The organism is Bacteroidota bacterium (genome assembly GCA_018816945.1).
In the GTDB taxonomy this organism is placed as follows: domain Bacteria; phylum Bacteroidota; class Bacteroidia; order Bacteroidales.
In genome coordinates this window covers 47,022-72,675 of record JAHIVC010000030.1, presented here as the reverse complement: position 1 = coordinate 72,675, position 25,654 = coordinate 47,022, and the positions used below count along the sequence as shown (strand labels likewise).

22 protein-coding genes are annotated in these 25,654 nt (G+C 37.7%); all 22 read left to right on the top strand.

From position 1 onward, the window contains the following. The first annotated feature begins 180 nt into the window (after positions 1 to 180). The gene (locus KKG99_06235; GenBank protein ID MBU1012584.1) at positions 181 to 2,874 is read left to right on the top strand and encodes an SLBB domain-containing protein; all 2,694 of its coding nucleotides are present in this window, start codon (positions 181 to 183) and stop codon (positions 2,872 to 2,874) included. A gap of 200 nt (positions 2,875 to 3,074) precedes the next feature. Next, the gene (locus KKG99_06230; protein MBU1012583.1) at positions 3,075 to 3,425 is read left to right on the top strand and encodes a four helix bundle protein; all 351 of its coding nucleotides are present in this window, start codon (positions 3,075 to 3,077) and stop codon (positions 3,423 to 3,425) included. A gap of 283 nt (positions 3,426 to 3,708) precedes the next feature. Continuing rightward, the gene (locus KKG99_06225) at positions 3,709 to 4,857 is read left to right on the top strand and encodes a hypothetical protein (protein MBU1012582.1); all 1,149 of its coding nucleotides are present in this window, start codon (positions 3,709 to 3,711) and stop codon (positions 4,855 to 4,857) included. Positions 4,858 to 6,308: 1,451 nt separating this feature from the next. Next, the gene (locus KKG99_06220; protein ID MBU1012581.1) at positions 6,309 to 8,060 is read left to right on the top strand and encodes an ABC transporter ATP-binding protein/permease; all 1,752 of its coding nucleotides are present in this window, start codon (positions 6,309 to 6,311) and stop codon (positions 8,058 to 8,060) included. A 74-nt stretch (positions 8,061 to 8,134) separates the two neighbouring features. Next, positions 8,135 to 8,731, top strand: a complete 597-nt coding sequence (locus KKG99_06215) for an SIS domain-containing protein (GenBank protein MBU1012580.1) — start codon at positions 8,135 to 8,137, stop codon at positions 8,729 to 8,731. Next, positions 8,725 to 9,270 carry an HAD family hydrolase gene (locus KKG99_06210; protein MBU1012579.1) on the top strand — a complete coding sequence of 182 codons (546 nt, stop codon included), beginning with the start codon at positions 8,725 to 8,727 and terminating at the stop codon, positions 9,268 to 9,270. Before KKG99_06215 ends, KKG99_06210 begins: the two co-directional genes overlap by 7 nt. 10 nt (positions 9,271 to 9,280) lie before the next feature. After that, positions 9,281 to 10,006, top strand: coding sequence for a transaldolase (locus KKG99_06205; protein ID MBU1012578.1), 726 nt, complete (start codon positions 9,281 to 9,283; stop codon positions 10,004 to 10,006). 29 nt (positions 10,007 to 10,035) lie between these two features. Beyond that, the gene (locus tag KKG99_06200) at positions 10,036 to 11,043 is read left to right on the top strand and encodes an SDR family oxidoreductase (GenBank protein ID MBU1012577.1); all 1,008 of its coding nucleotides are present in this window, start codon (positions 10,036 to 10,038) and stop codon (positions 11,041 to 11,043) included. Next, entirely contained in the window at positions 11,040 to 12,041 is a 1,002-nt protein-coding gene (locus KKG99_06195) for a GDP-mannose 4,6-dehydratase (protein MBU1012576.1), read from the top strand. The genes KKG99_06200 and KKG99_06195 overlap by 4 nt, the downstream gene beginning before the upstream one ends. A 1-nt stretch (position 12,042) precedes the next feature. Then, positions 12,043 to 13,599 (top strand): adenylyltransferase/cytidyltransferase family protein, encoded by a 1,557-nt coding sequence (locus KKG99_06190; GenBank protein MBU1012575.1) that lies wholly within the window; start codon positions 12,043 to 12,045, stop codon positions 13,597 to 13,599. 9 nt (positions 13,600 to 13,608) lie between these two features. After that, positions 13,609 to 14,538, top strand: coding sequence for a Gfo/Idh/MocA family oxidoreductase (locus KKG99_06185; protein MBU1012574.1), 930 nt, complete (start codon positions 13,609 to 13,611; stop codon positions 14,536 to 14,538). After that, positions 14,535 to 15,821 (top strand): nucleotide sugar dehydrogenase, encoded by a 1,287-nt coding sequence (locus KKG99_06180; GenBank protein MBU1012573.1) that lies wholly within the window; start codon positions 14,535 to 14,537, stop codon positions 15,819 to 15,821. Before KKG99_06185 ends, KKG99_06180 begins: the two co-directional genes overlap by 4 nt. 26 nt (positions 15,822 to 15,847) lie before the next feature. Further along, positions 15,848 to 16,735: an NAD(P)-dependent oxidoreductase gene (locus KKG99_06175; protein MBU1012572.1), complete on the top strand. Its 888-nt coding sequence runs from the start codon at positions 15,848 to 15,850 to the stop codon at positions 16,733 to 16,735. Positions 16,736 to 16,748: 13 nt separating this feature from the next. Next, positions 16,749 to 17,192: an NUDIX domain-containing protein gene (locus KKG99_06170; GenBank protein ID MBU1012571.1), complete on the top strand. Its 444-nt coding sequence runs from the start codon at positions 16,749 to 16,751 to the stop codon at positions 17,190 to 17,192. Continuing rightward, positions 17,189 to 18,304, top strand: a complete 1,116-nt coding sequence (locus KKG99_06165; GenBank protein ID MBU1012570.1) for a DegT/DnrJ/EryC1/StrS family aminotransferase — start codon at positions 17,189 to 17,191, stop codon at positions 18,302 to 18,304. The genes KKG99_06170 and KKG99_06165 overlap by 4 nt, the downstream gene beginning before the upstream one ends. A 7-nt stretch (positions 18,305 to 18,311) precedes the next feature. Then, positions 18,312 to 19,418 (top strand): DegT/DnrJ/EryC1/StrS family aminotransferase, encoded by a 1,107-nt coding sequence (locus KKG99_06160; GenBank protein ID MBU1012569.1) that lies wholly within the window; start codon positions 18,312 to 18,314, stop codon positions 19,416 to 19,418. A gap of 69 nt (positions 19,419 to 19,487) precedes the next feature. Beyond that, positions 19,488 to 20,447: a thiamine pyrophosphate-dependent dehydrogenase E1 component subunit alpha gene (locus KKG99_06155; protein MBU1012568.1), complete on the top strand. Its 960-nt coding sequence runs from the start codon at positions 19,488 to 19,490 to the stop codon at positions 20,445 to 20,447. A 21-nt stretch (positions 20,448 to 20,468) separates the two neighbouring features. Beyond that, positions 20,469 to 21,530 carry an alpha-ketoacid dehydrogenase subunit beta gene (locus KKG99_06150; GenBank protein ID MBU1012567.1) on the top strand — a complete coding sequence of 354 codons (1,062 nt, stop codon included), beginning with the start codon at positions 20,469 to 20,471 and terminating at the stop codon, positions 21,528 to 21,530. Between the two features lie 17 nt (positions 21,531 to 21,547). Further along, positions 21,548 to 22,213: a methyltransferase domain-containing protein gene (locus KKG99_06145; GenBank protein MBU1012566.1), complete on the top strand. Its 666-nt coding sequence runs from the start codon at positions 21,548 to 21,550 to the stop codon at positions 22,211 to 22,213. Further along, the gene (locus tag KKG99_06140) at positions 22,206 to 23,066 is read left to right on the top strand and encodes a sugar nucleotide-binding protein (protein MBU1012565.1); all 861 of its coding nucleotides are present in this window, start codon (positions 22,206 to 22,208) and stop codon (positions 23,064 to 23,066) included. The genes KKG99_06145 and KKG99_06140 overlap by 8 nt, the downstream gene beginning before the upstream one ends. Before the next feature lie 283 nt (positions 23,067 to 23,349). Further along, positions 23,350 to 24,552: a TIGR04372 family glycosyltransferase gene (locus KKG99_06135; GenBank protein ID MBU1012564.1), complete on the top strand. Its 1,203-nt coding sequence runs from the start codon at positions 23,350 to 23,352 to the stop codon at positions 24,550 to 24,552. A gap of 37 nt (positions 24,553 to 24,589) precedes the next feature. After that, on the top strand, positions 24,590 to 25,642 hold the full coding sequence (locus KKG99_06130) for an N-acetylneuraminate synthase family protein (GenBank protein MBU1012563.1): 1,053 nt from the start codon (positions 24,590 to 24,592) through the stop codon (positions 25,640 to 25,642). The last annotated feature ends 12 nt before the right edge of the window (positions 25,643 to 25,654 follow it).

Here is a 25,654-nt window from a genome sequence, read left to right as displayed (position 1 = left end):
TCAAAAATATACGTAGCAAAGCTGTATCTTTCATTTTAGCCATCAAAAGAATATTCAAATTATTTGTACCAAAATAAGTTTCCAATTTATAGCTGACCATAAAGATTTACAGATAAAGCTAATCTATAAGAATTATTACCTAGGAATTGATATTTTATAATTAATTAAACAATTATACAGATGAAGTCATTCACAAAAACAAAGTCTTCACTTTTAGGACTTTTATTATCTGCTTTTTTTCTATTGTCAAGTGCTCAAATAAGTTATGCTCAAAATCCGCCTCCTGTAATAATGGCACAGGTAAATGCTGAATTGCAACGCCGAGGACTTACAGAAGCAGAGGTTCGCACACGATTGCTTCAGGAAGGTATTGATCTTGAAAATATTCCTCCTGCGGAACTTCCACAATATCAGGCAAGAGTAACTGCCATATTGGATGCAATGGAAGCAGAGAAAAAGACAACAGTAAAAACCCCAACAGTAATTGTTGAACCGGTAATAACTGAACCGGAAACTACAGTGCAGGAAGCCACCGCTGAAGCTGCACAAAGAGTAGTTCAGGCTGCTGCAAACGAAGAGAAAGCCCCTGTTAAAATTTATGGTCACTCCTTGTTTACCGATCAAAGCTTGGATATTTTTAGAACTACGGATGGTGCAACTGCTCCTGACACCTATATTCTGGGGGCAGGAGATAAAATCCGGATTAGTATTTTTGGATCTTCTCAAACTGATTTACAACTTGAAATTAATGATGATGGTTATATACAGCCATCAGGAATGCCCAAGATTTTCCTGCAGGGCTTATCCTTGAAACAGGCCAAAGAATTAATGTTTGAAAGATTAGCAAAGGCTTATACCTTTCGATCTGATCAATTTGCGTTGACAATCTCCACTGCAAGAACCATTATGGTTAATATTTTTGGAGAATCAAAAATAACCGGTGGATTTACCCTTTCTGCCCTAAACTCTGCAATAAATGCATTAAGTGCTGCCGGTGGACCAACAGAAATCGGGAGTGTGCGTACCATTCAACACATCCGTGGCAATAATCGAACTATAATCGATTTATATGCTTTTATGAAAGATCCGACCATGCAATACAAATTTGATTTGCAGCAAAATGATATCATTTTTGTACCTGTTGTTCAAAATTTGGTTAGCATTGAAGGTGCGGTTAAAAGGGCTATGCGATATGAATTACTTGCAAAGGAAAACCTGAATGATCTGATTCAGTATGCCGGAGGTTTAAATGTAGATGCCTATCCTGATTTTGTTCAAATTCAGCGATATATAAATGGGGAGATCAGATTGCAGGAATATAATCTCAACGAAGTTTTAAATGGTAAATTAAATGTTCCACTAGTGAATGGTGATATTATTCGCATTAAATCAATCCAGAAACCAATTGAACAATATGTTGAAATATCAGGTAGTGTATTTTATCCCGGTAACTATGATTTTCTGGCCAATCCTTCTTTGGCTAAACTGCTGGCTAACGCTCAACCAAACAGTAATGCTAAAACCGATCTGATTCTTATAGAACGGATACAGACAGATGAAACGGTTGAAGTATTAACAATCCCTTGGGAAGACATGAAGGGTTCCGGGAAGGATTTTACATTAATGGCTCGTGACCGCATCCGGGTTCCAAACCAATCAACATACAGAGATGTGGCAACTATTTCGGTTAATGGCCATGTGAGAGCTCCATATGAGCAAACTTTTGCTTTAAACTATCGATTAACAGTTAAGCAGGCAATTGAACTTGCAGGCGGTCTTAAAACAAGCGCATATCCGGTCGCATATATTTTCAGGCAAGATTTATTCAATCCGGGAAGAACTGAATATATTCGAATCCGATTGGAAGATTCAGACAATTTAGTTTTGAAACCCGGAGATCGATTAAATGTGTATGATAATAGTATCTATTCCAATATTGGAGAAGTTCGAATATTTGGAGCTGTAAAACAGCCGCAAGAATTTACATTTGATCCCAGTCTTACTATTTCTGATATGATAACCGCTGCCGGAGGATTTAATATTGGAGCAGCTTTAAATCGCATTGAAGTTTTCCGCGCTATACTTTCTCCAACTGAGCAAACCCGGCTGGAGTTAATCACCCTTGAGATCGATAACAATTACCAGGTCATCAAACCGGCTAACTTTAACCTGCAACCATATGATCAGGTAGTTGTAAGGCTAACCCCTGCATTCACATTGGGCAGAACGGTTGAAATTGCCGGTGAAGTAAACTATCCCGGTTTATATGTACTCGAATCTGAGCAGGTTCAAATGAGTGAATTAATTAATCGTGCCGGAGGATTGCTGGGAGCAGCTGATGCAAGAGGAAGCAGACTTTTCAGAACCTACAACAATCGGGGAAATATCATTATGGATATTGAAAAGGCACTCATCTATCATGGAAATCTTAAGCAGGATCCGATTTTATTTGAAGGGGATGTGATCAATATTGAAAGGAGAGAAAATACCGTATCCATAAGACCTATCGGTACCAGGTTGGCAGATAATACATTCAATGAGGCAGCAGTATCCTTTAACCTTGTGTTTCAGGGTGAAAAATCGGCACGCTGGTATATTAATAATTATGCAGGTGGATTTGTCGACCGGGCAGATAAAAAAAGTGTCACCGTTTCCTTAAAAAATGGCCGGGTAAAAAGCACAAAAAAATCACTATTACTTTTCAGGAACTATCCCGAAGTAGAAACAGGATCATTAATAAGTCTTAAAATGAAACCGCCCAAAGAAAAAAGAGAAAGCACCAGAGAAAAAACAAAGTGGAGTGAGGTTTGGGGAACCACTTTGACCGCTGTAACTACTGCTCTGACTATTTTTGTGTTAGCTAAACAACTGTAATCAGTGACTAAAAAGTGACAAAGAAAGTGACAAGTGACTGAAAAGTGACAAGTGACGCGTCACCCGTCACCCGTCACCTGTCACCCGTCACCTGTCACCCGTCACCAATTCACCCGTCACCAATTCACCTGTCACCCGTCACCTGTCACCCGTCACCAATTCACCCGTCACCATTTAACTAGTCACAAATAACGATGGAAATAAAAACCCATAAAGATTTAGAAGTATACCAAAAATCAATGAATTTTGTATTCCATATTTACAAATTAACTGATAAATTTCCGAAAGAGGAACTATTTGGACTTACAAGCCAATTAAGGAGAGCAGCTGTTTCTATACCCTCAAATATATCTGAAGGAGCTGCACGTAGAAATACCAAAGAGTTTATTCAATTTTTATATCATTCTTTGGGTTCTGCATCTGAAATTGAAACTCAGATAGAAATATCAAAAAGATTAAATTATATAGAAAACATTGAAGATACTAACAACGAACTAAAAAGTATCATTAGAATGTTAACTGCTCTTATAAAATCTTTAAATAAAACCTAATCGTGACAGAGAAAGTGACACGTCACTCAGTCACTCGTCACTCGTCACCAATTCACCCGTCACCCGTCACCAATTCACCTGTCACCTGTCACCTGTCACCAACTCACCCGTCACCACCAAAAAAAGTGACAAGTTACACGTGACTAGTGACAAAAAACTTCAAAAAAACCTGTCACCCGTCACTCGTCACTCGTCACCAATTCACCCGTCACCTGTCACCCGTCACCCGTCACCAATTCACCTGTCACCAATTCACCCGTCACTATAACAAAAATATATTTCTATGACTGAAACTCCCAATACAACCACACAGTCACTCGACGCCCACAGCGACGAAATCGACCTCATTGCGCTGGCCAAAATCATTTGGAATAAACGAAGAATGATCATAATAACGATCATCATTTTTACAATCATTGGATTATTTATTGCCATTTTCACGCCAAAACAGTATTCCGCAAGCAGCATCATGGTTCCTCAGATAAATTCAGGAAATAATAATTTGGGAGGGCTTTCATCCCTCGCTGCAATGGCAGGTTTTAATATGGATATGAATACCGGAGCTGAATTAAGTCCTACAGTTTATCCCGAAATTGTAAAAAGCATCCCTTTCCTGAAAGAATTAATGAAAGTTGAGGTAAATTTTGATGGATATAGCAACCAGATTAGTATTTACAACTTTTACACCGACCCACAATATACTAAGTTCAATGTGTTAAATTTTGTAAAAAAGTTCACCATTGGACTTCCAGGCACAATATTAAGTGCTTTAAAAAGGAAATCTACTTCAGTTGAAGCTACAATTGAACAGGATAAAAGTATCGTGATATTAACCGCTGAAGAAAGAAGAATAATCAATTTATTGAGCTCATCCATTAGTTTGAAGATTGATCAAAAACAGGGAGTTATAACTTTAATAGCAATTATGCCTGAGGCTAAAGCCGCAGCTCAATTAGGACAAAATGCCCAGAAACTGTTACAGGAAAAAATTACTGAGTTTAAAATAAAAAAAGCACAGACTCAGCTTGAGTTTGTCATGGAGAGATATCAGGAAAAGGAACAGGAATTCAAACAAATTCAGGAGAAATTAGCACGTTTTCGGGATAAAAATAAAAATATCGTTACCGAGCTTGATAAAACCGAACTGGAGCGCCTGCAAAGTGAATATCATATTATTTTTGCGGTGTTTACTGAATTAGCAAAACAACTCGAAAGTGCACAAATACAGGTAAAAGGAGAAACGCCTGTATTTATAATCATCCAACCTATTAGTGTCCCGAGAGAAAGTTTTAAGCCAAAAAGAACGAAAATCCTGATAACTTGGATATTCTTTGGTGGTGTAGTGGGTATTGGATGGGTGTTTGGAAAGCATTTTTTAGTCAATATCAAGAAACGTTGGATGGAAGAGGGAAGTGAAAAGTTGAAAGTATAAAGGCGAAAGTTAAAAGATAAATCCTCTGAACTTTTGAACCTTTGAACCTCTGAACTTTTGAACCTTTGAACCTCTGAACCTTTGAGCGCGAACAGCAAACAATTCGTGAAAATCCGTGAAATCTGTGGACTCGTCACACTGAGCCTGGTTCCACTGAGCACGCGCTGAGCTACTCGCACTGAGCTACTCGCACTGAGCGAAGTCGAAGTGAGTCGAAGTGAGTCGAAGGGTGAAATTTGAAAATTCAGAATTGGAATTTGTTTGGAATTTGGTCTGCCAACGAGGATGGAATTTAAACATTAATTACTTCAAAATAAATCGTCTATTAACCAACTCCAATACAAGTTCAGATCAACACTGCAGCAAGTCTGAATAAAACCGGAGTTGTTCAGGTTTTATTCAAGGTCTGTTCAAGTTTTTACTAGGATTTGCTACGACCGGAATGTTGAGGTGGTAGGTTCGAGTAGAAAAGTAAAACCTGCCCGACGAGGAAGCATAAAAAGTGTTAGAAATTTCTGATTCCTAAACAAAAATATGGCACGAGTAAAAACGGACATTTTAGTGGGATCCTGGGCCCCTCGATATATTATCGCCGTTTCAAAAAGGACTGTGTAAGAAGCCGCCCTCTGAAGTTGAAAAATCCAAAAACCCCGGAACAACAAAAGCAACGATCTAAATTTAAGGCCGCTATCGAATTTATAAGCATAAACCTGAATTCATTGATCCGCCCCTGCTGGAACCCTGAAGCTAGGCGGCAACAAATGACCGGACAGAATTTATTTTGTAAACTCAATGTACATGCCTTTGATGAAAAAACGGACAGCCTGATCTGGCTCTGTTTAAACCCATAACGGGTGATCTGGGTGGTTTTGAAAATCTGGATATTGAATTTTTAGCCGATAATACCATTGAGCTCCATTGGAGCAGCAATGCCCGCGATCGAAAACCCAGTGGAGACAATGCATTAAAAATCTTTGGCCTTGGCCCGGAGTACATGGTAAGAGTGATTCCCTGTAACAGAAAACGAAGAGATGGACACAACAGCCTGCAAACTGAGATGACGGAGCTTTTTTTTTGGAATGAAAGTTTGGAAATTACATCAATACATGAGTGGGTAAAGAGAATGAATAGGGAGTAGTGAAAAATGAAAAGCTCCTCTATCTATGTGATGTCATGCTTTTCAACTAAGAAAACCAACACGAAATAGATACATAAATCTTTAATTGATAAATGCAATGTAATTTACCATTTAATCTGAAATCGGACTTTTGCCCCATAAACTGCATTATCTCCAGCAACAACTTCCTTGCTGAGTTAGGCATAACTGAATTATTGCGGGAAATTTTCACGAATTATTTTCGACATATTACGATTAAGTTAGAGATTTTCAGATTCAATTCCTATATGATTTATTGACCAACTTTAAATAATTTATCTCAAGTATTATTTAAATGACGATATCCAAAAAAATATACTACTTACTTACACCTTCAGAGCGAAAGAAAGCTATGATATTACTGCTTCTCATGTTTATTGGTATGGGATTAGAGGTCATGGGAATTGGATTGGTGATCCCTGCAATTGGGCTGATGTCAGAGCAGAATCTTGTCTTGAGTTACCCTAGATTACAACCTGTAATCAATGCTCTGGGCAATCCTACGCAAATACAATTAATTATTGGAGCAATGCTCACACTGGTTGTTATGAACCTAATCAAAATGATATTTATTTCCTTTTTGATATGGCAACAAACACATTTTACAATGGGGGTGCAGGTTCAAATTTCACAACGTCTCTTCACTATATATCTCCGACAGCCATACATTTTCCATTTATCGAGAAACTCCGCACAGTTGATTCGAAATTCTGTTTCCGAGGTAAACCAATTCTCCGGTGCTTTATCAAATGCAATAAGCCTATTAACTGACGGTCTTGTTACGATTGGGATAGTCAGTCTTCTTTTGATGTTCGAACCTATTGGAACAATTATAGTGATGCTTATATTAGGTATAGCAACCTTGATATTCTACCGAATTACACGCTCCAAAATAATACGATGGGGAGAGATACGTCAGTTGTATGAAGGATTTCGTATCCAAAATCTTCAAGAGGGTCTGGGAGGAGTTAAAGATGTCAAAATACTAGGCCGTGAAAGCGATTTTTTGAAACAATACAATTTAAACAACACAAAGACAGCAGAAGCAGGTCGGTTACATCAAACTGTATTAGCACTTCCGCGATTATGGCTAGAATTTATAGTCATAATCGCTTTAGCTGCTCTTGTAATTATAATGATAATTCAGGGTCAAAACATATCCAGCATTATACCTAAACTGGGACTATTTACTGCTTCTGCTTTTCGGCTATTACCATCTATCAACAAAATGTTGACTTCAATACAGTCGCTACGATATGCATTGCCGGTTATTAATATTCTGTTTGACGAATTCAAGCTCGATGCAATCGACCCCAATGCCAAAACTGGGGCAAATGTAAAGGTATTCTCGAACGAGATCATGTTGAGGGACATCAGCTACACATATCCAAACACTCCAAAGCCAACACTCAATAATCTTACGCTTACCATCAGGAATGGTGAGTCTGTGGGTTTTATTGGTTCAAGTGGTTCGGGGAAAAGCACCATGGTGGATGTATTGCTGGGGTTGTTGACGCCAAATGCGGGTCAGGTATTATTCGACGGTGAGAATATCCAACAAAATTTGCGTGCCTGGCAGAACCAGATCGGCTATGTGCCCCAGCATATTTATCTTACCGATGATACTCTGCGGCGAAATGTAGCTTTTGGATTATCAAACGATCAGATTGATGATAGTGCTGTTAACAAAGCCATTATGGCAGCCCAACTTGGGTCTTTTGTTGAGAGTTTGCCTTTGGGACTTGAAACTCTCGTAGGTGAGCGTGGTGTAAGGTTATCGGGTGGACAACGGCAACGCATCGGTATTGCAAGGGCTCTTTACCATGATCCGGCTGTTTTGGTACTTGACGAAGCCACAAGTTCTCTTGATATATCAACAGAGCGTAGTGTGATGAAAACAGTTACTAATCTTCAGGGAACTAAAACCATTCTGATTGTAGCCCATCGACTTTCTACTGTTGAACACTGCGACCGAATATTCAGGCTGGAAGAAGGAAAAATAGTGGGGTCTGGTTCTCCAAAGATAATGCTTTCAACTACTAAATAAATTGCCTAACCCGTAAGCAAATAGTACTAAACATTATTAAAGTTTTTTATCTTTTTAATAAAATAATTCAAAAAATGAATATACGTAACGAGCACGTAAATCAATATTTCGAACAAGTTAAACGAGTTGCTAAGTTGATCGACAAGCAACAGATTGAGATTTTGACAAACGCACTTGTCAGATTGCGAGAAAATGGTGGCCGGTTATTCTTTTTGGGGGTCGGAGGAAGTGCAGGAAATTGTAGTCATGCAGTAAATGATTTTCGCAAACTATGTGGGATAGAGTCCTATGCACCAACAGATAATGTTTCAGAACTTACAGCACGAATTAATGACGAAGGATGGGATGGAGCATTGGCCGCTTGGCTTAAGATAAGTAAACTTGACTCAAAAGATGCTTTATTTATAATGTCTGTAGGTGGGGGAAACATCGAAAAGCAAGTTAGCGTCAATCTAGTTCAGGCTATTGACCTTGCTGTTGAAAGAAAAGCGAAAGTTTTCGGTATAGTCGGTCGAGATGGCGGATATACACAGATCAAAGGAGACGCTGTTGTGCTTGTCCCTGTAGTTGACGATAAACTTATTACTCCACATAGCGAAGCATTTCAGGCTGTAGTTTGGCATTGTCTAGTTTCTCATCCCGCACTGCAAATCCAGGCAACAAAGTGGTAAAAAAAGAACTATGTCCTGCTGTTTTTTTGGATCGGGATGGCGTAATATGCAGAACATTTGTCAGAAATGGCAAGCCATACGCTCCACGCAAACTAAAAAGTTTTATACTCATGCCAAATGCTCAGCGTTCAGTAGCTTTATTAAAACAATTTGGATTTAAAGTTATTGTGGTTACTAATCAACCAGATATTGGTAATGGATTAGTGCCTCTTGAAGAAGTTGAAGCCATGCATCTTAAACTTTATGAAAAGACAATGATTGATGATGTTTTTATGTGTACTCATCGCCAGGATGAAGGATGCGATTGTCGAAAACCAAATCCAGGTATGTTGAACAAGGCTTCGTTAAAACATAGCATCGACCTTAAAAAAAGTTTTATGATTGGAGACCGTTCAAGCGATATTGAAGCTGGTAATAAAGCTGGTTGTAAAACTATCTTTATTGATCGACATTATAAGGAAACACGCCCCTTACAATTCCATGCAATAGTAAATTCATTACAATCAGCTGTTGCATATATTATTACAACTAGATGTTAACATGCATTTTATGAAAAAAATCATTAATCTTAAAATAAAAATTTTTGGGGATGGTGCAGATTTGAAAAGCATTGAAATGCTTTACAGCCAACCATATATTAAAGGTTTTACGACCAACCCAACACTAATGCGTCAAGCAGGAGTTCAAAATTATAAATCTTTTGCACTAAAGGTTCTTCAGTTAGTTCCAGACCTGCCTGTTTCATTTGAGGTTTTTGCCGATGATATTCCCAATATGGAGGCTCAAGCTATCGAGATAGCATCATGGGGGAAAAATGTTAATGTAAAAATTCCAATCACCAATACCAAAGGAGAGAGTACAGCAAATCTTGTTAAAACACTCTCAGATAAGGGGGTTATTTGTAATATAACTGCAATGTTTACACTTGCTCAAGTAAAAGAGATCGTAGATGCTTTAAATCCTAACACTCCTGCAATTCTTTCTGTTTTTGCTGGTCGAATTGCAGATACGGGCTTTGATCCTGTCCCTCTTATGAAAGAAGCAGTAAAAATTGCTTCAAGCAAATCGAAAGCTGAAGTGCTCTGGGCTAGTCCAAGGGAATTGTTGAATATCTTTCAGGCTGATGAAGTGGGTTGCCATATAATAACCGTTACTCCAGATGTGTTGAAGAAACTATCTGTTGTAGGCAAGGATTTAACCACTTTCTCACTCGAAACAGTGTCCATGTTTTATAATGATGCCAAGACAGCAGGTTACACGATTGATCTGAAATAAATATAAGAAATAATAAAAAATTAAATCATATGCAATTTAAATCTGTTTTTGTTACAGGAGGAGCTGGTTATATTGGCAGTTTATTAATTCCTCAACTTTTATCACATGGTTATAGGGTCACTGTTTATGACATTATGCATTTTGGAAATGATTTTTTGCCTAAGGAAAATCCAAACCTCAAAATTATTGAGGGTGATATCCGTGAGACTAAAAAAATTCTTGATACTTGTAAAGGACATGATGCATTCGTGAGTCTGGCATGCATTTCAAATGATGCCAGTTTTGAATTAGATGAACGTTTATCGACAAGTGTAAATCTTGAAGCATTTGAACCCATGGTAATTGCCGCAAAACAAGCTGGAGTAAAAAGATTTATTTATGCCTCCTCAAGTTCAGTTTATGGAGTTTCTGATAAGCCAGATGTTACCGAAGATCACCCCCTTGTACCATTAACACTATATAATAAATATAAAGGTATGTGTGAACCACTTCTTAAGAAACATACAGATGATAATTTTGTTGGTGTTATCTTTCGCCCGGCAACGGTATGTGGTTATGCCCCAAGGCAGCGACTTGACCTATCAGTAAACATTCTTACCAATCACGCCGTTAATAAAAATAAGATCACAGTATTTGGTGGGGACCAATTGCGACCAAATCTTCATGTACAAGATTATTGCGACACTGTGGAACTATTATTGAATGCTCCATCTGAAAAGATTAAAAACGAAATCTTTAATGTAGGATATCAAAACATGTCGATCATGGATATTGCACATTTAGTAAAGAAAGTTGTTCAAAAGGAATTTCCTGAGAAAAAAAATATCGAAATTACTACTACGCCAAGTGATGATAATCGCTCATATCATATTAACTCTGATAAGATTAAAAGAGTTCTTGGATTTCAACCAACACATTCAATAGAAGAAGCTATACGTGATCTTTGTCATGCCTTTCAAGAAGGAAAGCTCCCAAACAGTTTTGATGATGATTTCTACTTCAATGTTCGACGATTAAAAAGACTTCAGGCCAGATGAGTATAAAACCGATCGCTATTGTTACTGGGGGAGCCGGATTCATTGGCAGTCACATGGTTGACCTCCTAATTAAAAGAAATTACAGGGTTAGGGTAATTGATAATTTGACTGGAGGAAGATCATCAAACTTATCTCATCATAGCAATCATCCTGATTTTGAATTTTTTGAAGAGGATATTCTAAATTTAAAACCAGATTCAGAAATTTTTTCCGGCGCTCATTATGTCTTTCATTTTGCCGGTATTGGAGATATTGTTCCGTCTATCGAAAGACCTTTAGAGTACATGTCAACTAATATTCAAGGTACTTCGCATGTACTTGAATGTTCTCGATATCATGCTGTGAAAAAATTTGTTTATGCTGCATCATCATCTTGTTATGGACTCGCTGATACACCAACTAATGAAGATCATAAAATATGCCCTGAATATCCTTATGCCTTCAGTAAGTATATTGGTGAACAAACCGCTTTCCACTGGCAAAAGGTTTATGGTCTTCCCGTTAATTCAATTAGGATATTTAACGCTTATGGTCCAAGAGTTCGCACTACTGGAGCTTATGGTGCTGTATTTGGAGTATTCTTCAAACAAAAATTAGAGGGAATGCCTTTTACAGTTGTTGGTGATGGTAGTCAAAGTCGTGACTTTATTTTTGTAACTGATATTGCCACTGCATTTCTGGCTGCGGCAGAAACAGAACATATTGGAGAAATTTACAATGTTGGTGCTGGTAATCCTCAAAGTGTTAACAATCTGGTTGATTTACTTGGTGGGGATGTTGTTTACCTTCCAAAACGTCCAGGAGAACCTGATTGCACATGGGCAGATATTACGAAAATTAAAAATCAACTTTCATGGGAACCACAAATTAGTTTTCCAGAAGGAGTTGCAAAAATGACCGCCAATATTGAAAATTGGAAAGACGCTCCGCTTTGGAATCCAGAAAGTATTGAAACTGCAACAAAATCATGGTTTAAATATATGACTAAGAATAAATAGTATGGAACAAGATTTTTTTGAGAAGTATCGTCCAAAACTTAAAATAATTGACGATTTAATAGAAATAATAGGTCCTTTTTCTCGTGAAAAGAAAGTAATTCTTTGTCATGGAGTTTTTGATGTTGTTCATCCCGGGCATGTACGCCATTTGGCGTATGCTAAATCAAAGGCCGATATTCTAATAGCAAGTATTACCTCAGACAAATACATCGATAAGGGAATTTATCGACCTCACGTTCCAGAACAATTGCGAGCTTTGAATCTGGCTGCCTATGAAATGGTAGATTATGTTATTATTGATGACAACCAAAAACCTCTGAAAATTATAAGGAAAATTAAACCAAATTATTTTGCTAAAGGATTTGAATACACCTCAACAGGTCTACCTCCTAGTACTCAAGAAGAGGCTAATGTTGTTAATGAATATGGAGGTGAGATGGTTTTTACACCAGGAGATGTTGTGTATTCATCTTCAACGTTCATAAACCTTTCTAGACCTAAAATTCATATCGAAAAATTACTTTCGCTTATGAATGTTGAAAATATTTCATTTGATGACCTTAGGCATACACTTTCATCACTAAAAGGTCTGAAGGTTCATGTAGTTGGTGATACTATTGTAGATACTTACACAAGAACTGTTCTGATTGGTGGTCAGACAAAAACTCCTACTTTCAGTGTTCGTTATATTGGTAAGGATGATTATATCGGAGGTGCAGGAATTGTTGCCCAACATCTTCAAGCAGCTGGAGCAGATGTTGTATTTTCAACAGTTCTGGGCAATGATCAATTAAAAGACTTTGTAATTGCAGGACTTAAAGATACAGGAATAAATACAATCCCCATAATTGACCCTACAAGGCCGACTGTCAATAAAAATGTAATTATAGCGGGGGGGTATCGACTACTTAAAATAGACACACTTGATAACGCTACTATCTCTGTTAAAATTCTTGATCAACTGATCGATAGTATTAAGAATACTTCAACGGATGCTATTGTATTTAGTGATTTTAGGCATGGAATATTTAATCGATCAACGATTAATAGGTTGATTGAGGCAATTCCAATTAATACATTTCGCGTAGCCGATAGTCAGGTTGCCTCCCGATGGGGAAATATTACAGATTTTAAAAACTTCGATCTTTTAACTCCAAATGAACGAGAAGCGCGCTTTTCACTTGCAGACCAGGATTCAACAGTTGGAAAACTTGCAGGTTCACTAAAAGAAATTACGAATTGTAAATCTTTAATATTAAAGCTTGGAGACAGAGGTGTCTTTACAATTCCATCTGAAGAAAAAAAATGCGTAAGCAACTTCTTTGCAATAGATAGTTTTGCCGAAAGAGTTTTAGATGCTGTTGGCTCTGGCGATGCACTTTTGGCTTATGCAACACTTTCGTTGCTTTCAAGTGGATCAGAAGCAATTGCGACCATCATAGGATCAATGGCTGCAGCCTGTGAATGTGAGTTTGATGGAAATATACCTATTAATCCAATGGATGTATTGGCTAAACTTGATGCAGTTGAAAAAACAGCAAATTTTAATGAAGAATAATCTAATCACATGAAAGTTATTGTTGTTGGTCTTGGTATTCAAGGAGTTAAGCGAAAGAGAATTGCTGGTAATGATGTGGTTGCAACCGTCGATCCTGCAACCTCTGATGCTGACTTTAAAGACATTGAAGATGTACCTTTAGACCTTTTTGATGCTGCTCTACTATGTATTCCTGATGAACCAAAAATTGAAATTATTAGTTATCTGGCTCAACATGGCAAACACGTATTAGTTGAAAAACCTTTGATTTCAGAAGATCAAGCGGAACTTGAAAACCTTGCCAATCTGGTAAAGGCAAAAAACATTGTGTGCTATACTGCTTACAACCATAGATTTGAACCACATTTTATTCGGTTAAAAGAAACCATTGAATCTGGGGCTTTGGGTAAAATATATAAAGTTCGGTTTTTCTATGGAAATGGTACGGCAAGAGATGTTCGTAATTCCCCTTGGCGTGATTTGCCTGATGGTGGTGGTGTTTTGCCCGATTTGGGTTCGCATCTTTTAGACACATTTATGTTTGCCTTTAATTCAATTCCAGCAGATATTAAAATATGGAGTGCCAAATGTTTCGAAAATAATTCCTTCGATAATATTATTTTTGGATCTACCTCTTCAATTCAGGTTGAAATGGAAATGAGTATTCTTAGTTGGAGAAATCATTTCGTTGCAGAAGTCTATGGAGAAAATGGAAGTATACATATTGACTCACTTTGCAAATGGGGACCTTCCACATTTACTTATCGAAAAAGAGTTCTCCCAAGTGGAAGGCCCCCGGAAGAATCTGTAACACTTGTGAAAGCTGATCCAACTTGGGAATTAGAATATTCCCATTTTAAAAATCTTTGTTTAAACGGTAAAGATGGCAATATTGAAAACGATCTTATTATTAATAAATTTTTAAAAAAACTCCATAAAGAGGGAAGGGCTTTAATATGAACCAAAAAACTATTATTGGATTTGCGGGGATGACTCATCTTGGAATTATTTCATCTATATCTGCTGCTTCAAAAGGATATCAGATTATTGGATTTCAGGATGACAAGAAACTTATTGATGAATTGAATATGGCCATATTACCTATTGAAGAGCCTCAACTGGATGAATTATTTAAAAAATATAAAGAGCTGCTGACTTTTACAAATGATACAGCTCTACTTTCAGAATGCGATATTGTTTATGTTTCTGTTGATATTCCAACTAACGATGAGGGAATTAGCGATCTCAATCCCATTAATAATATTATTGAGCAGATCAAGCCTTCGTTGAACTCATCTGCAATATTGGTTATTTTATCACAGGTTCCTCCTGGTTTCACCAGACAGATCGATTTTGATTCTGAGCGCCTTATTTATCAGGTAGAAACTTTAATCTTTGGAAGAGCTGTAGAAAGAGGCTTATACCCTGAAAGATATATCATTGGCTGTGCGAACCCTCAATTACCATTACCTGTAATTTTTGAAAACTATTTAAAGGCCTTTGATTGTCCCATTTTGGCTATGCGCTATGAAAGTGCCGAGTTAGCAAAAATTTCTATTAATGTATGCTTGGTGGCATCAGTTAGTGCCGCAAATACAATGGCTGAAATTTGCGAAAAAATTGGTGCAAAATGGTCAGAAATTATTCCGGCTCTCAAACTAGATCGCCGTATTGGACAATATAGTTATATTCAACCGGGTTTAGGAATTTCAGGTGGAAACTTAGAAAGAGACCTAATTACAGTGCTAGAATTAGCAAAAAAAAATGAAACAGATGGAGGAATAGTGGCCTCTTGGGTGTATAATAGTAATTACAGGAAAAACTGGCCTTTTAAAATATTAAATGAAGTACTATTAAAAGAGAATCCAAATGCTACTATTGGAATACTTGGCTTGGCCTACAAAGAAAATACTCATAGCATTAAAAACTCTCCTGCAATTATTTTAATTAATAACCTTAACAAATGTCGGGTTACTGCTTATGATCCTATTGTTAAAACTGAAATTGCAGGTAAAAATATAATTAATGCAAGTAAGGCTATTGATGTAGCAATTAATGCAGATGCATTATTAATTATGACTGCATGGCCTGAATTCAAAGATATTTCTGCAAATGAACTTGCACAAAAGATGAAAGGTAAGATTGTTATTGATCCGTATGGTATTTTAGATTATGAGCAGGTGAAAAATGCAGGGCTGGATTATTTTACACTCGGTGCACCCATTGATATCAAAAAGAAATAAGACTTAATTATCATGAAAACTACCATATGCTTAAACATAACACCTTTGTAAAAACAATTCCTAATAGAGTTGTTGTAATGGGTGCCGGTGGATTTGTCGGTGCTTCCCTAGTTAAAAATCTATATGAAAATAAAATTCCTTTTCTGGCCTTAACGGAAAAAAACATGAATCTGTTTGATGCAGAGGCATCTGATCGTTTGTCAAATATTCTGCATCCATACGATACTCTGGTTGTAATTTCAGCCATTGCTCCCTGTAAAAACAATGAAATGCTTCTTCAAAACATCTCTATGATGAAAGCAGTATGTGACGCTATTGAAAAAAAACAACCAAAACATCTTATTTATTTGAGTTCTGATGCTGTTTATGCTGATAGACCTAATCCCCTGACAGAAACTTCAAATGCGGAACCGGGTTCAATACATGGTATTATGCATTTGTGCAGAGAGATTATGTTAAAACAGGTTTGTTCTGTTCCAATGGCTATACTGCGTCCAAGTTTACTTTATGGTGCCGAAGATACCCATAATGGATATGGTCCTAATCAGTTTCTTCGGCTTGCTTTTTCCAATAAGGAAATTACGCTATTTGGAGAAGGGGAAGAACGACGCGATCATGTTTATATTGACGATTTGGTAAATCTTTTACGGCTTATTATTCTTCATTATAGTGAAGGCGTTTTAAATATCGCTACAGGTACTGCTGTTTCGTTTCGGGAAATTGCTGAAATGGTTTCAGAATATTTTAATCCTCCGACAATCATAAACACCATACCCAGATTAGTGCCAATGCCTCATAACGGATACAGACCGTTTGATAATTCTGCCTCTTTAGCTTCTTTTCCTGATTTTAGATATACAACATTAGCCGATGGTATTGAGAAGACATTTAGGAGATTAAAATCTAAGTCTTAAAAATTGAACACAAATGGCATTTAATGATAATCGATTATCTGGGCGTGTGGGGGCTGTTATGCTCATTCGTAAAGATGGGGCTGTTTTGATGCAACTGCGCGATCATAAAGAAGGCCTTAGACATTCAGGAAAATGGGTACCCCCAGGAGGACATGCTGAACAAAATGAGGATATGAAAACCTGTACACGCAGAGAATTGCTTGAAGAAACCAATTATGACTGCCCTGATCTGAAATTACTTACTGAATTCGAAGACCACGTTGAGGGTTGGAATCCATATATGTTAACAGTTTATTGGGCATTTTATGATGAAATTCAAAATTATAAGTGTATGGAAGGCCAAGACCTGAAATTTATAAATCGTGATCAGGCTAAATTCTATGATATTCCAGGATATTTAATTGATGTTTGGGATTTGGCTCTAAAAGTATCAAAATTAACTTTCGAAAAATCATGACACAAAAACAATGGACGGTCCCTTATGCGGCTCTTGGGGAAGAAGCAAAAGCATTTAAGGAAGATTATATAAAAGTCTTTGAAAAAGTGTTACTAAGTGGTCAATACATTCTGGGACCTGAATTGTCAAATTTTGAAATGGAATTTGCCTCCTATTGTCAGACACCGTTTTCTCTGGGTGTGGCCAATGGAACTGATGCTCTTTATCTGACCATGCAAGCTTTAAATTTGAAGAAGGATGCGGAGGTAATTACAGTTTCAAATTCATTTATTGCTTCAGCATCTTCAATTGCATTGGCAGGAGCCAAACCTGTATTTGTTGATATTGGAGAGGATGGAAATATGGATCCCAATAAACTTGAATCGGTTGTTACCAAAAAAACAAAAGCTATCATCGCTGTACACTTAACCGGTAGGCCGGCAAAAATGCCTCAGATCCTTGAGATCGCCAAGAAATATAATCTATTCGTTATAGAGGATGCGGCACAATCTGTTGGGGCATCAATACATGGCAAACGTGTGGGAAGTTGGGGTGATGCTGCTTGTTTTAGTCTGCATCCATTGAAGAATTTGAAAGCAATAGGTGATGGCGGAATGATTACTACAAAACATGAAGCTCTTTATAACCGATTGAAGATCGCAAGAAATCATGGCCTTGTCAATCGGGAACAATGCGACTTCTGGAGTTATAATACCCGGCTTGATGAATTACAAGCCTCATTTTTGAGAATCCAGCTGCGCCAACTTGACAACTATAATGCCGCCAAAAGAGAAATGGCATTAAGATACAATCGTTTATTAAAACCTTATGTTAAGACCCCTGATGAAGGCCCTGGTGAATATTGTGTTTATCAAACCTATGTTATTTTAGCGGAACAAAGAGATGGTTTGCAAAATTATTTGATTGAAAATGGAGTTCAGGCATTGATTCACTATGCAACACCTATTCATCTTCAACCGGCTGCTAAATACTTGGGATATAAAGTTTCTGATTTTCCCCAAACGATGAAACATGTTGATCGGATCCTAAGCTTGCCTCTATTCCCCAGTATGACTTATCAACAACAAGATTGGGTTGCTGAATTGATTAAAAATTATTATACAAAAAGATAAAATTCCAATGAAAGTACCGTACAACTACCTCCCGATGCAGTTTGCTAATAATGAGGAAATCTTTACTGAATGGAAAGATCTTATTTGTTCAACAGAATTTACACTTGGCCCTTATGTGGAGAAATTCGAAAAGAAATTTGCTGATTTTATTGGATGTAAGCATGTGATCGGAACAAATACAGGAACAGATGCATTAATTCTTGCTTTAAAAGCCATAGGGGTTGGTCCAGATGATGAAGTTATTTCAGTTCCGATTACTTTTTATGCAACTATCGGAGCTATTATTGCTGTTGGCGCTCGTCCTGTTTTTATAGATATTGACGATCGCTATCAGATGGATGAAAATAAGATTGTTGATGCAATTACCCCTAAAACCAAAGTAATTCTCCCTGTTCACTGGGGAGGTGCTTCTCCTAACATTCAGGCTATCATGAAAATCGCACAATTCCATGGTGTTAAGGTGCTTGAAGATGCTTGTATGGCCCCAGGTGGAACTGTAAACAATTGTCACGCTGGCACTATAGGTCATATAAGCGCGTGGAGTATGCACCCCTTAAAACCCTTGAACGTAATGGGTGATGGCGGGATGGTAAGTACCAATGATGATAGGCTTGCAGACTGGATGAGAATGTATAGAAACCATGGCATGGTTGATAGAGATCATAATCGTATATGGGGAGTTAATATGAGATTACAACCACTACAGGCCATCGTGGCAGGACATGTGCTAAAAACAGTAGAAGAGACTGTGGTAATGCGCAATAATAATGCTAAAATATTAGATGAAGGGTTAAAACAATTATATCCCTTTGTTAAAGTTCCTCCCAGACCACATGGATACAGAGAAACCTACAGCCTATATATGGCTCGGTTTGAAAGAAGAGATGAACTAAAAGCATATTTAATAGAAAACGGTATTGATGCAAAGATACACTATCCTATCCCACTGCATTTGCAGGAAGCTGCCAAAAATCTTGGTTATAAAATTGGGGATTTTCCGGTATCTGAAACATATGGAAAAGAGATACTCACTCTTCCCGCACACCAATACATTAATGAAGATCTTCTGGCATATACAATCTTTGTAATAAAGAAATTTTATAATTCTCTTTAACGATGATTCATTTACTTAAAAAGAATTCTAATAAAATTTGTATGTTATTGTTTATTTAAAAAAACTCTTATGGAATATAAAGAATTGAAATCATTATACTATAAAATGCTTCGAATCAGACTAGTTGAAGAAAAAATTGCTGAAATCTATCCTGAGCAGGAAATGAGATGCCCGGTTCACCTCAGTGTCGGGCAGGAAGGAACAGCTGTTGGTGTATGTAATGCATTGGGAGAAAATGATTTTGCCTTAAGCACCCATCGCTCGCACGCACATTATTTAGCAAAAGGGGGTGATCTTAAAGCAATGATAAGCGAACTTTATGGTAAAGTAACTGGATGCTGCGGAGGGAAAGGGGGTTCAATGCATCTTGTTGATCCTACTATTGGGTTTTATGCAGTACCAATTGTTGGAAGTACAATTCCAATAGGCGTTGGTATTGCCCTTGGTTTTAAAATGCAAAATAAATCGCTGGTTAGCGTTGCTTTTTTTGGTGATGCTGCAACAGAAGAAGGAGTTTTTTCAGAAAGCTTAAATTATGCAGCTTTACATAAACTACCTGTAATTTTCATTTGCGAAAATAATCTGTACTCCGTTTACTCCCCTCTTTATGTCAGACAACCCCAAGAACGAAATTTAATTGACATTGCTAAAGCTCATGGAGTTGACGCAAATAAATGTGACGGGAATGATATTATAGCAGTATATGAAGCTACAAAAAAGGCTGTTGAAAAGGCTCGCATGGGTGGTGGACCGACATTGTTGGAGCTTTCAACCTATCGCTATTATGAGCATTGCGGACCCAATTTTGACAATCAATTGGGGTATAGGACAGAAGAAGAATTCAATTCCTGGAAAGAGAGGGATCCGCTAAAAATGCTTGCATTGAAATTAGCTGCAGATGAAAATTTTGAATTTGAGATTCAGCAGATGTCCAATCTAATAAATATGGAGATTGACGAATCTTTTACTTTTGCAAAATCAGCGCCCTATCCGGAAGAGGCATCGCTTTATACTCACCTTTACGCCTAGTTAAAGTCAAAAAGAAGTAAAATGGAAAGAATTATTACCTATGCAAAGGCACTATCTGAGGCCATTGATTTGTGCATGGCAAAAGACGATACAGTGTATATTATGGGTTTGGGAGTCCCCGATCCCTCCGGATTTTTTGGTACAACGATTGGGTTACAAGAAAAGTATGGCAAGTTGAGAGCAATGGATATGCCAACCGCTGAAAACGGAATGACAGGTGTGGCAATCGGTTCAGCCCTTACCGGAATGCGACCTATTATGGCACATCACCGGATGGAGTTTGCCCTTCTGTCCACAGAACAGATCATAAATCAGGCGGCAAACTGGTATTATATGTTTGGGGGCAAATCCTCAATGCCTCTGGTAATCAGAATGTTTATTGGGCGTGGATGGGGCCAGGGACCTCAGCATTCACAAAGCCTTCATGCACTGTTTGCCCATGTACCCGGACTTAAAGTTGTAATGCCTGCAACTCCAAATGATGCAAAAGGACTAATGATATCTGCCGTTGAAGACAATAATCCTGTTATCTTTTTGGAGCATAGGTGGTTGCACAACATTACAGGAAATGTGCCGGATGGTATTTTTAGAATACCTATTGGAAAGGCGAATATTGCCAGATCCGGCTCCAATGTTACTATCGTTGCATTCTCATATATGGTTATAGAATCATTATTTGCTGCAAAAGTATTGGAAAAACTTGGGGTTGATGTTGAGGTGATCGATATGCGCTCAATCAGGCCTTTAGATACATATTGCGTTATTGAATCTGTTAAAAAGACAGGACATTTGGTAGTTGCCGATCAGGCCTGGAAAACTGGTGGTATTGCCGGCGAAATCATTGCAATAACATCAGAGGAAGCATTTGGATTTCTTAAGGCAAATCCTGTTCGTCTTACTCTTCCCGACTTTCCATCTCCGAGTAGTCCCGGGCTAACGAAATACTATCATCCACGAGCCATCAACATTATAAACTCAGTATTAAAAATGCTCGGTAAAACTGAGAAAACTGAGGAGGAACTTGGCATTGTTCAGAAAAGTCCACTTGATATTCCCAATAAAGAATTTAAAGGACCCTTTTAATTATAAACTGCGATAAAATGGCTTATATCGATTTTATTGAAAAAATTCATAAAAAGACCACTCGTGACTATCTGGGTGAGCGTGTTATTGGAGTTAATAAAGCAGAATGTGCAAAAATTGCCAAAAAGTTTGATTTTAACTATTGGGATGGTGATCGAAAGTATGGCTATGGAGGATTTCAATATGATGGTCGATGGCGACCTGTGGCTGATCAAATAGTAAAACATTATAATCTAAAATCTGGTCAAAAAATTTTAGATGTGGGATGTGGAAAAGCATATTTATTATTTGAATTCAGTAAGTCCATCCCCGGGATTGAAGTTTTCGGTCTTGACATTTCAAAATATGCTTTGGACAACGCAAAAGAGGAAATGATGCCGTTTCTGAAATTAGGAAATGCAATTGAGTTACCATATAAAGACAAGAGTTTTGATCTTGTTCTTTCAATTAATACTTTGCACAATTTGGATCTCCCAGATATAGAAAAGGCTTTAAAAGAAATTGAACGTGTTGGGAAGGTCAATAAATACATTGTTTTAGATTCTTACCGAACAGAAGAAGAAAAAGTAAATCTGATGTATTGGCAACTTACTTGTGAATGTTTCTATACCCCAAAAGAGTGGGAGTGGATTTTTAATAAATGTGGGTATTCAGGAGATTATAGCTGTATTTTTTATGAATGAAGTGCTAATTATTGGAGGTGACTCAACAATAGGTAGTCGTTTGGTAGCGTCATTCGGGGCTGATGGAAATAATGCATTAAGCACTACTTGTTTTTCTGCCAATGTAAATGAAAAATGCCTTTTTCTCGATTTGACTCTCGACAGTAAATCCTGGCCAAAACTTCCCGCTTCAATAAAAACAGTAGTTTTCTGTGCTGCAATAACATCTCAGGAACAATGTGCGAATGATCCTGAATTCAGTCGGCGTGTAAATGTTGAAGGGACTGTTGCATTTGCTGAACAGATGGTTGAAGCCGGAGCCTTTGTCATTTTTCTATCCAGTAATGCGGTATTCAATGGGAATACCCCTTTTGCAAAAGTGAACGATCCAGTCAGACCTCAAACCGAATATGGTCGCCAGAAGGCTGAAGCGGAGGAACAACTCCTGAAAATAGGTAACAAAGTAGCAATTATACGTTTTAGCAAAATTATAACTCCTGAAATGCCACTGTTAAAAGGCTGGATTAAAGAGTTGAAGGCGGGAAATGTAATTCATCCATTTTCCGATATGGTTATATCACCCGTTCCAATTTCATTGGCGTTCTCAGCAATACAAAAAATTGCTGAAAAACAGGTTCCGGGAATTTTTCAACTCTCTTCATACCAGGATATGACCTATTCCGATCTCGCCATACACCTTGCGCACAGGTTAAATTTTGACGAAGAACTGATCCAGCCAATTTCTTTCAGGGATGCTGGTATCAGCAACGCTGCAAAAAACACCACCCTCGATTGTAGTCGGTTAGCCGAACTGGAAATATTGCCAACGGACGCATGGACAGCTTTGGATGAGATTTTTGGACTTGGTAATTAAAAACTAAATTTATAATGAAATACCCACGAGAAGGATTTAACACCAACCGAAAATGATTATGTGGGTATTCCATGCGGCAATTAAAATCAAATTATAAACGCATGAAATAGCCATGATCAGAAAATCACCAACCGGAATGAATATTTTCGTCATGGCTATTCCATGTGACCTTTAAAAACAAATTATATACGCATGAAATGCCAATGATTTGCGAATCACCAATCGAAATGATAATAACCTCAGGGGCATTCCATTTGGCCATTAAAAAACAAATTATTAACAAATGAAACGTTATTACGAGATATTCAGGGCATACCCTCATTTATTGTTGTCATTGCCGTTATCTCTTATCTGGCTGGTTATTATACTTCTTATAAGGCCTTTTATCAGAACACGTATCTATTTGATGAGGTCAAACAGAATTGGCCACTTTGCTGCAGATATCGAGCTTCATATCTGTGAGAAAAAAGAGCAACACAGAAAGGAATTGTCTCTTTTTTACTTTGCCAGACCAGCATGCAATAAACAACTGGCTAAAATGTGGAGGAGAAAGATAATTATCTTCCCACCCTTCTTTTTACGGCCTCTTGATTATTTAATAAGGAATATTGGATTCCTGCATTCTTTTGTTGGAACTACAATGAATCTCGACAGAGACATACTAAATCTTTATGATAAATATCCGGCTCAGATCTCATTTACAACGTCAGAATTAATTAGGGGTGAAAAAGAATTACAGGAATTGGGTATTCCAAGGGGGAACCCTTTTGTTTGTATGATTGTTAGGGACGGAAAATATCTTTCGACAGAATGCAGTACTGATTTTAAGAATGATTATCGGAATAGTAATATTCAAAATTATATTTTGGCTGCAGAAGAGCTGACTTCACAAGGGTATTATGTCATTAGAATGGGTGCTAAAGTTGAAGAAGCTATGCAGTCTCTGGATTCAATGATCATTGATTATGCTTCCAATGGAATGAGAAGTGATTTTATGGACATTTATCTTGGAGCGAAGTGTCATTTTTGTATTTCAGTCGGTACGGGTTTCGATGCAATTCCTCAAATATTCCGAAGACCTGTTGTATATGTAAACATGGTACCAATTGGAGTTATATCCACATATAGCAGTCAATACCTTGCCATCACAAAGCACTATTATGCTATAGATGAGAATCGGGAATTGACACTAAATGAAATCTTTGCTTGTGGTGGCTTTCTCAATAATACTTCTGATTATGAATTAAATAGAATCAAGCTAATCGAGAATACCCCGGAAGAGATTCGCGATGTAGTCATCGAAATGGTTATGCGTTTGGATGGCTCGTGGAAACCTGAGGAAGATGATGAAAAACTTCAACACCGTTTCTGGGAGATATTTCCCTCAAAGGCAGTCGCCAGTTACAATGGGCGACCCCTTCACGGAGAAATCAGATCCAGCTTCGGTGCATACTTTCTTCGTAACAACCAAAATTGGCTTCAATAAATATTTATTTACTTGAAATTCAATAAATAACAATAAAGTGGCTGAATTTAAAATACAAAATCGGTGGATTGGGGATGATCATCCCCCTGTTGTAATTGCTGAGATCGGGATTAACCATGAAGGATCTTTGGAAACTGCGATTACAATGGCAGATGCGGCGATTGATTCCGGGGCAGAAATCATCAAGCATCAAACACACATTGTTGAAGACGAGATGTCAGATGAAGCAAAATCTGTGATCCCAGGGCATACGATAGAGTCAATCTATGAAATTATGGCACGGTGTGCTCTTTCAGAGACTGATGAAAGAAAGTTAATGGAGCATGTACAAAACAGGGGAGCTATTTTTATCAGTACCCCTTTCTCACGTGCAGCAATTGATCGATTGGTTAAATTTGATGTACCCGCTTTCAAAATTGGTTCCGGAGAGTGTAACAACTATCCTTTAATCAAATACATAACCCGGTTTGGCAAACCAATAATCATTAGCACAGGAATGAACTCAATTGAAACAATTCGGCCGTCTGTTGAGATTTTAAGGAACTCTAAGATTCCATTTGCACTTTTACATTGTACGAATGTCTACCCTACCCCTCCTGAGTTGGTAAGATTAGGTGCCTTGCGGATTTTGAAAGACGCATTTCCTGATGCAATTATTGGACTTTCGGATCACACCACTTCAAACTATCCCTGCCTCGGAGCAACTGCATTAGGTGCATCTATTCTTGAAAGACATTTTACTGATCAAATGAATCGACCTGGACCCGATATCGTATGTTCAATGGACCCGACTGCACTAAGGGAACTCATTTACGGTTCCAGAACAATATTTTATGCCCGTGGTGGAGAAAAAGCGCCAACTTTAGCTGAGGCTCCCACAATCGCATTTGCATTTGCATCTGTGATAAGTATCAAAAACATTTCTAAAGGAGAAGCTTTGAGTGAGGATAATATCTGGCTGAAGCGTCCGGGAGGAGGCGATTTCACCGCAGCAGAATACGATATGTTATTGGGGAAAAAAGCGGTTGTTGAAATCCCCTGTGGATTGAGGATCAAACGGGAACATATTAATTCTGGCTTATTCGAATAAGAAATAGCAAAG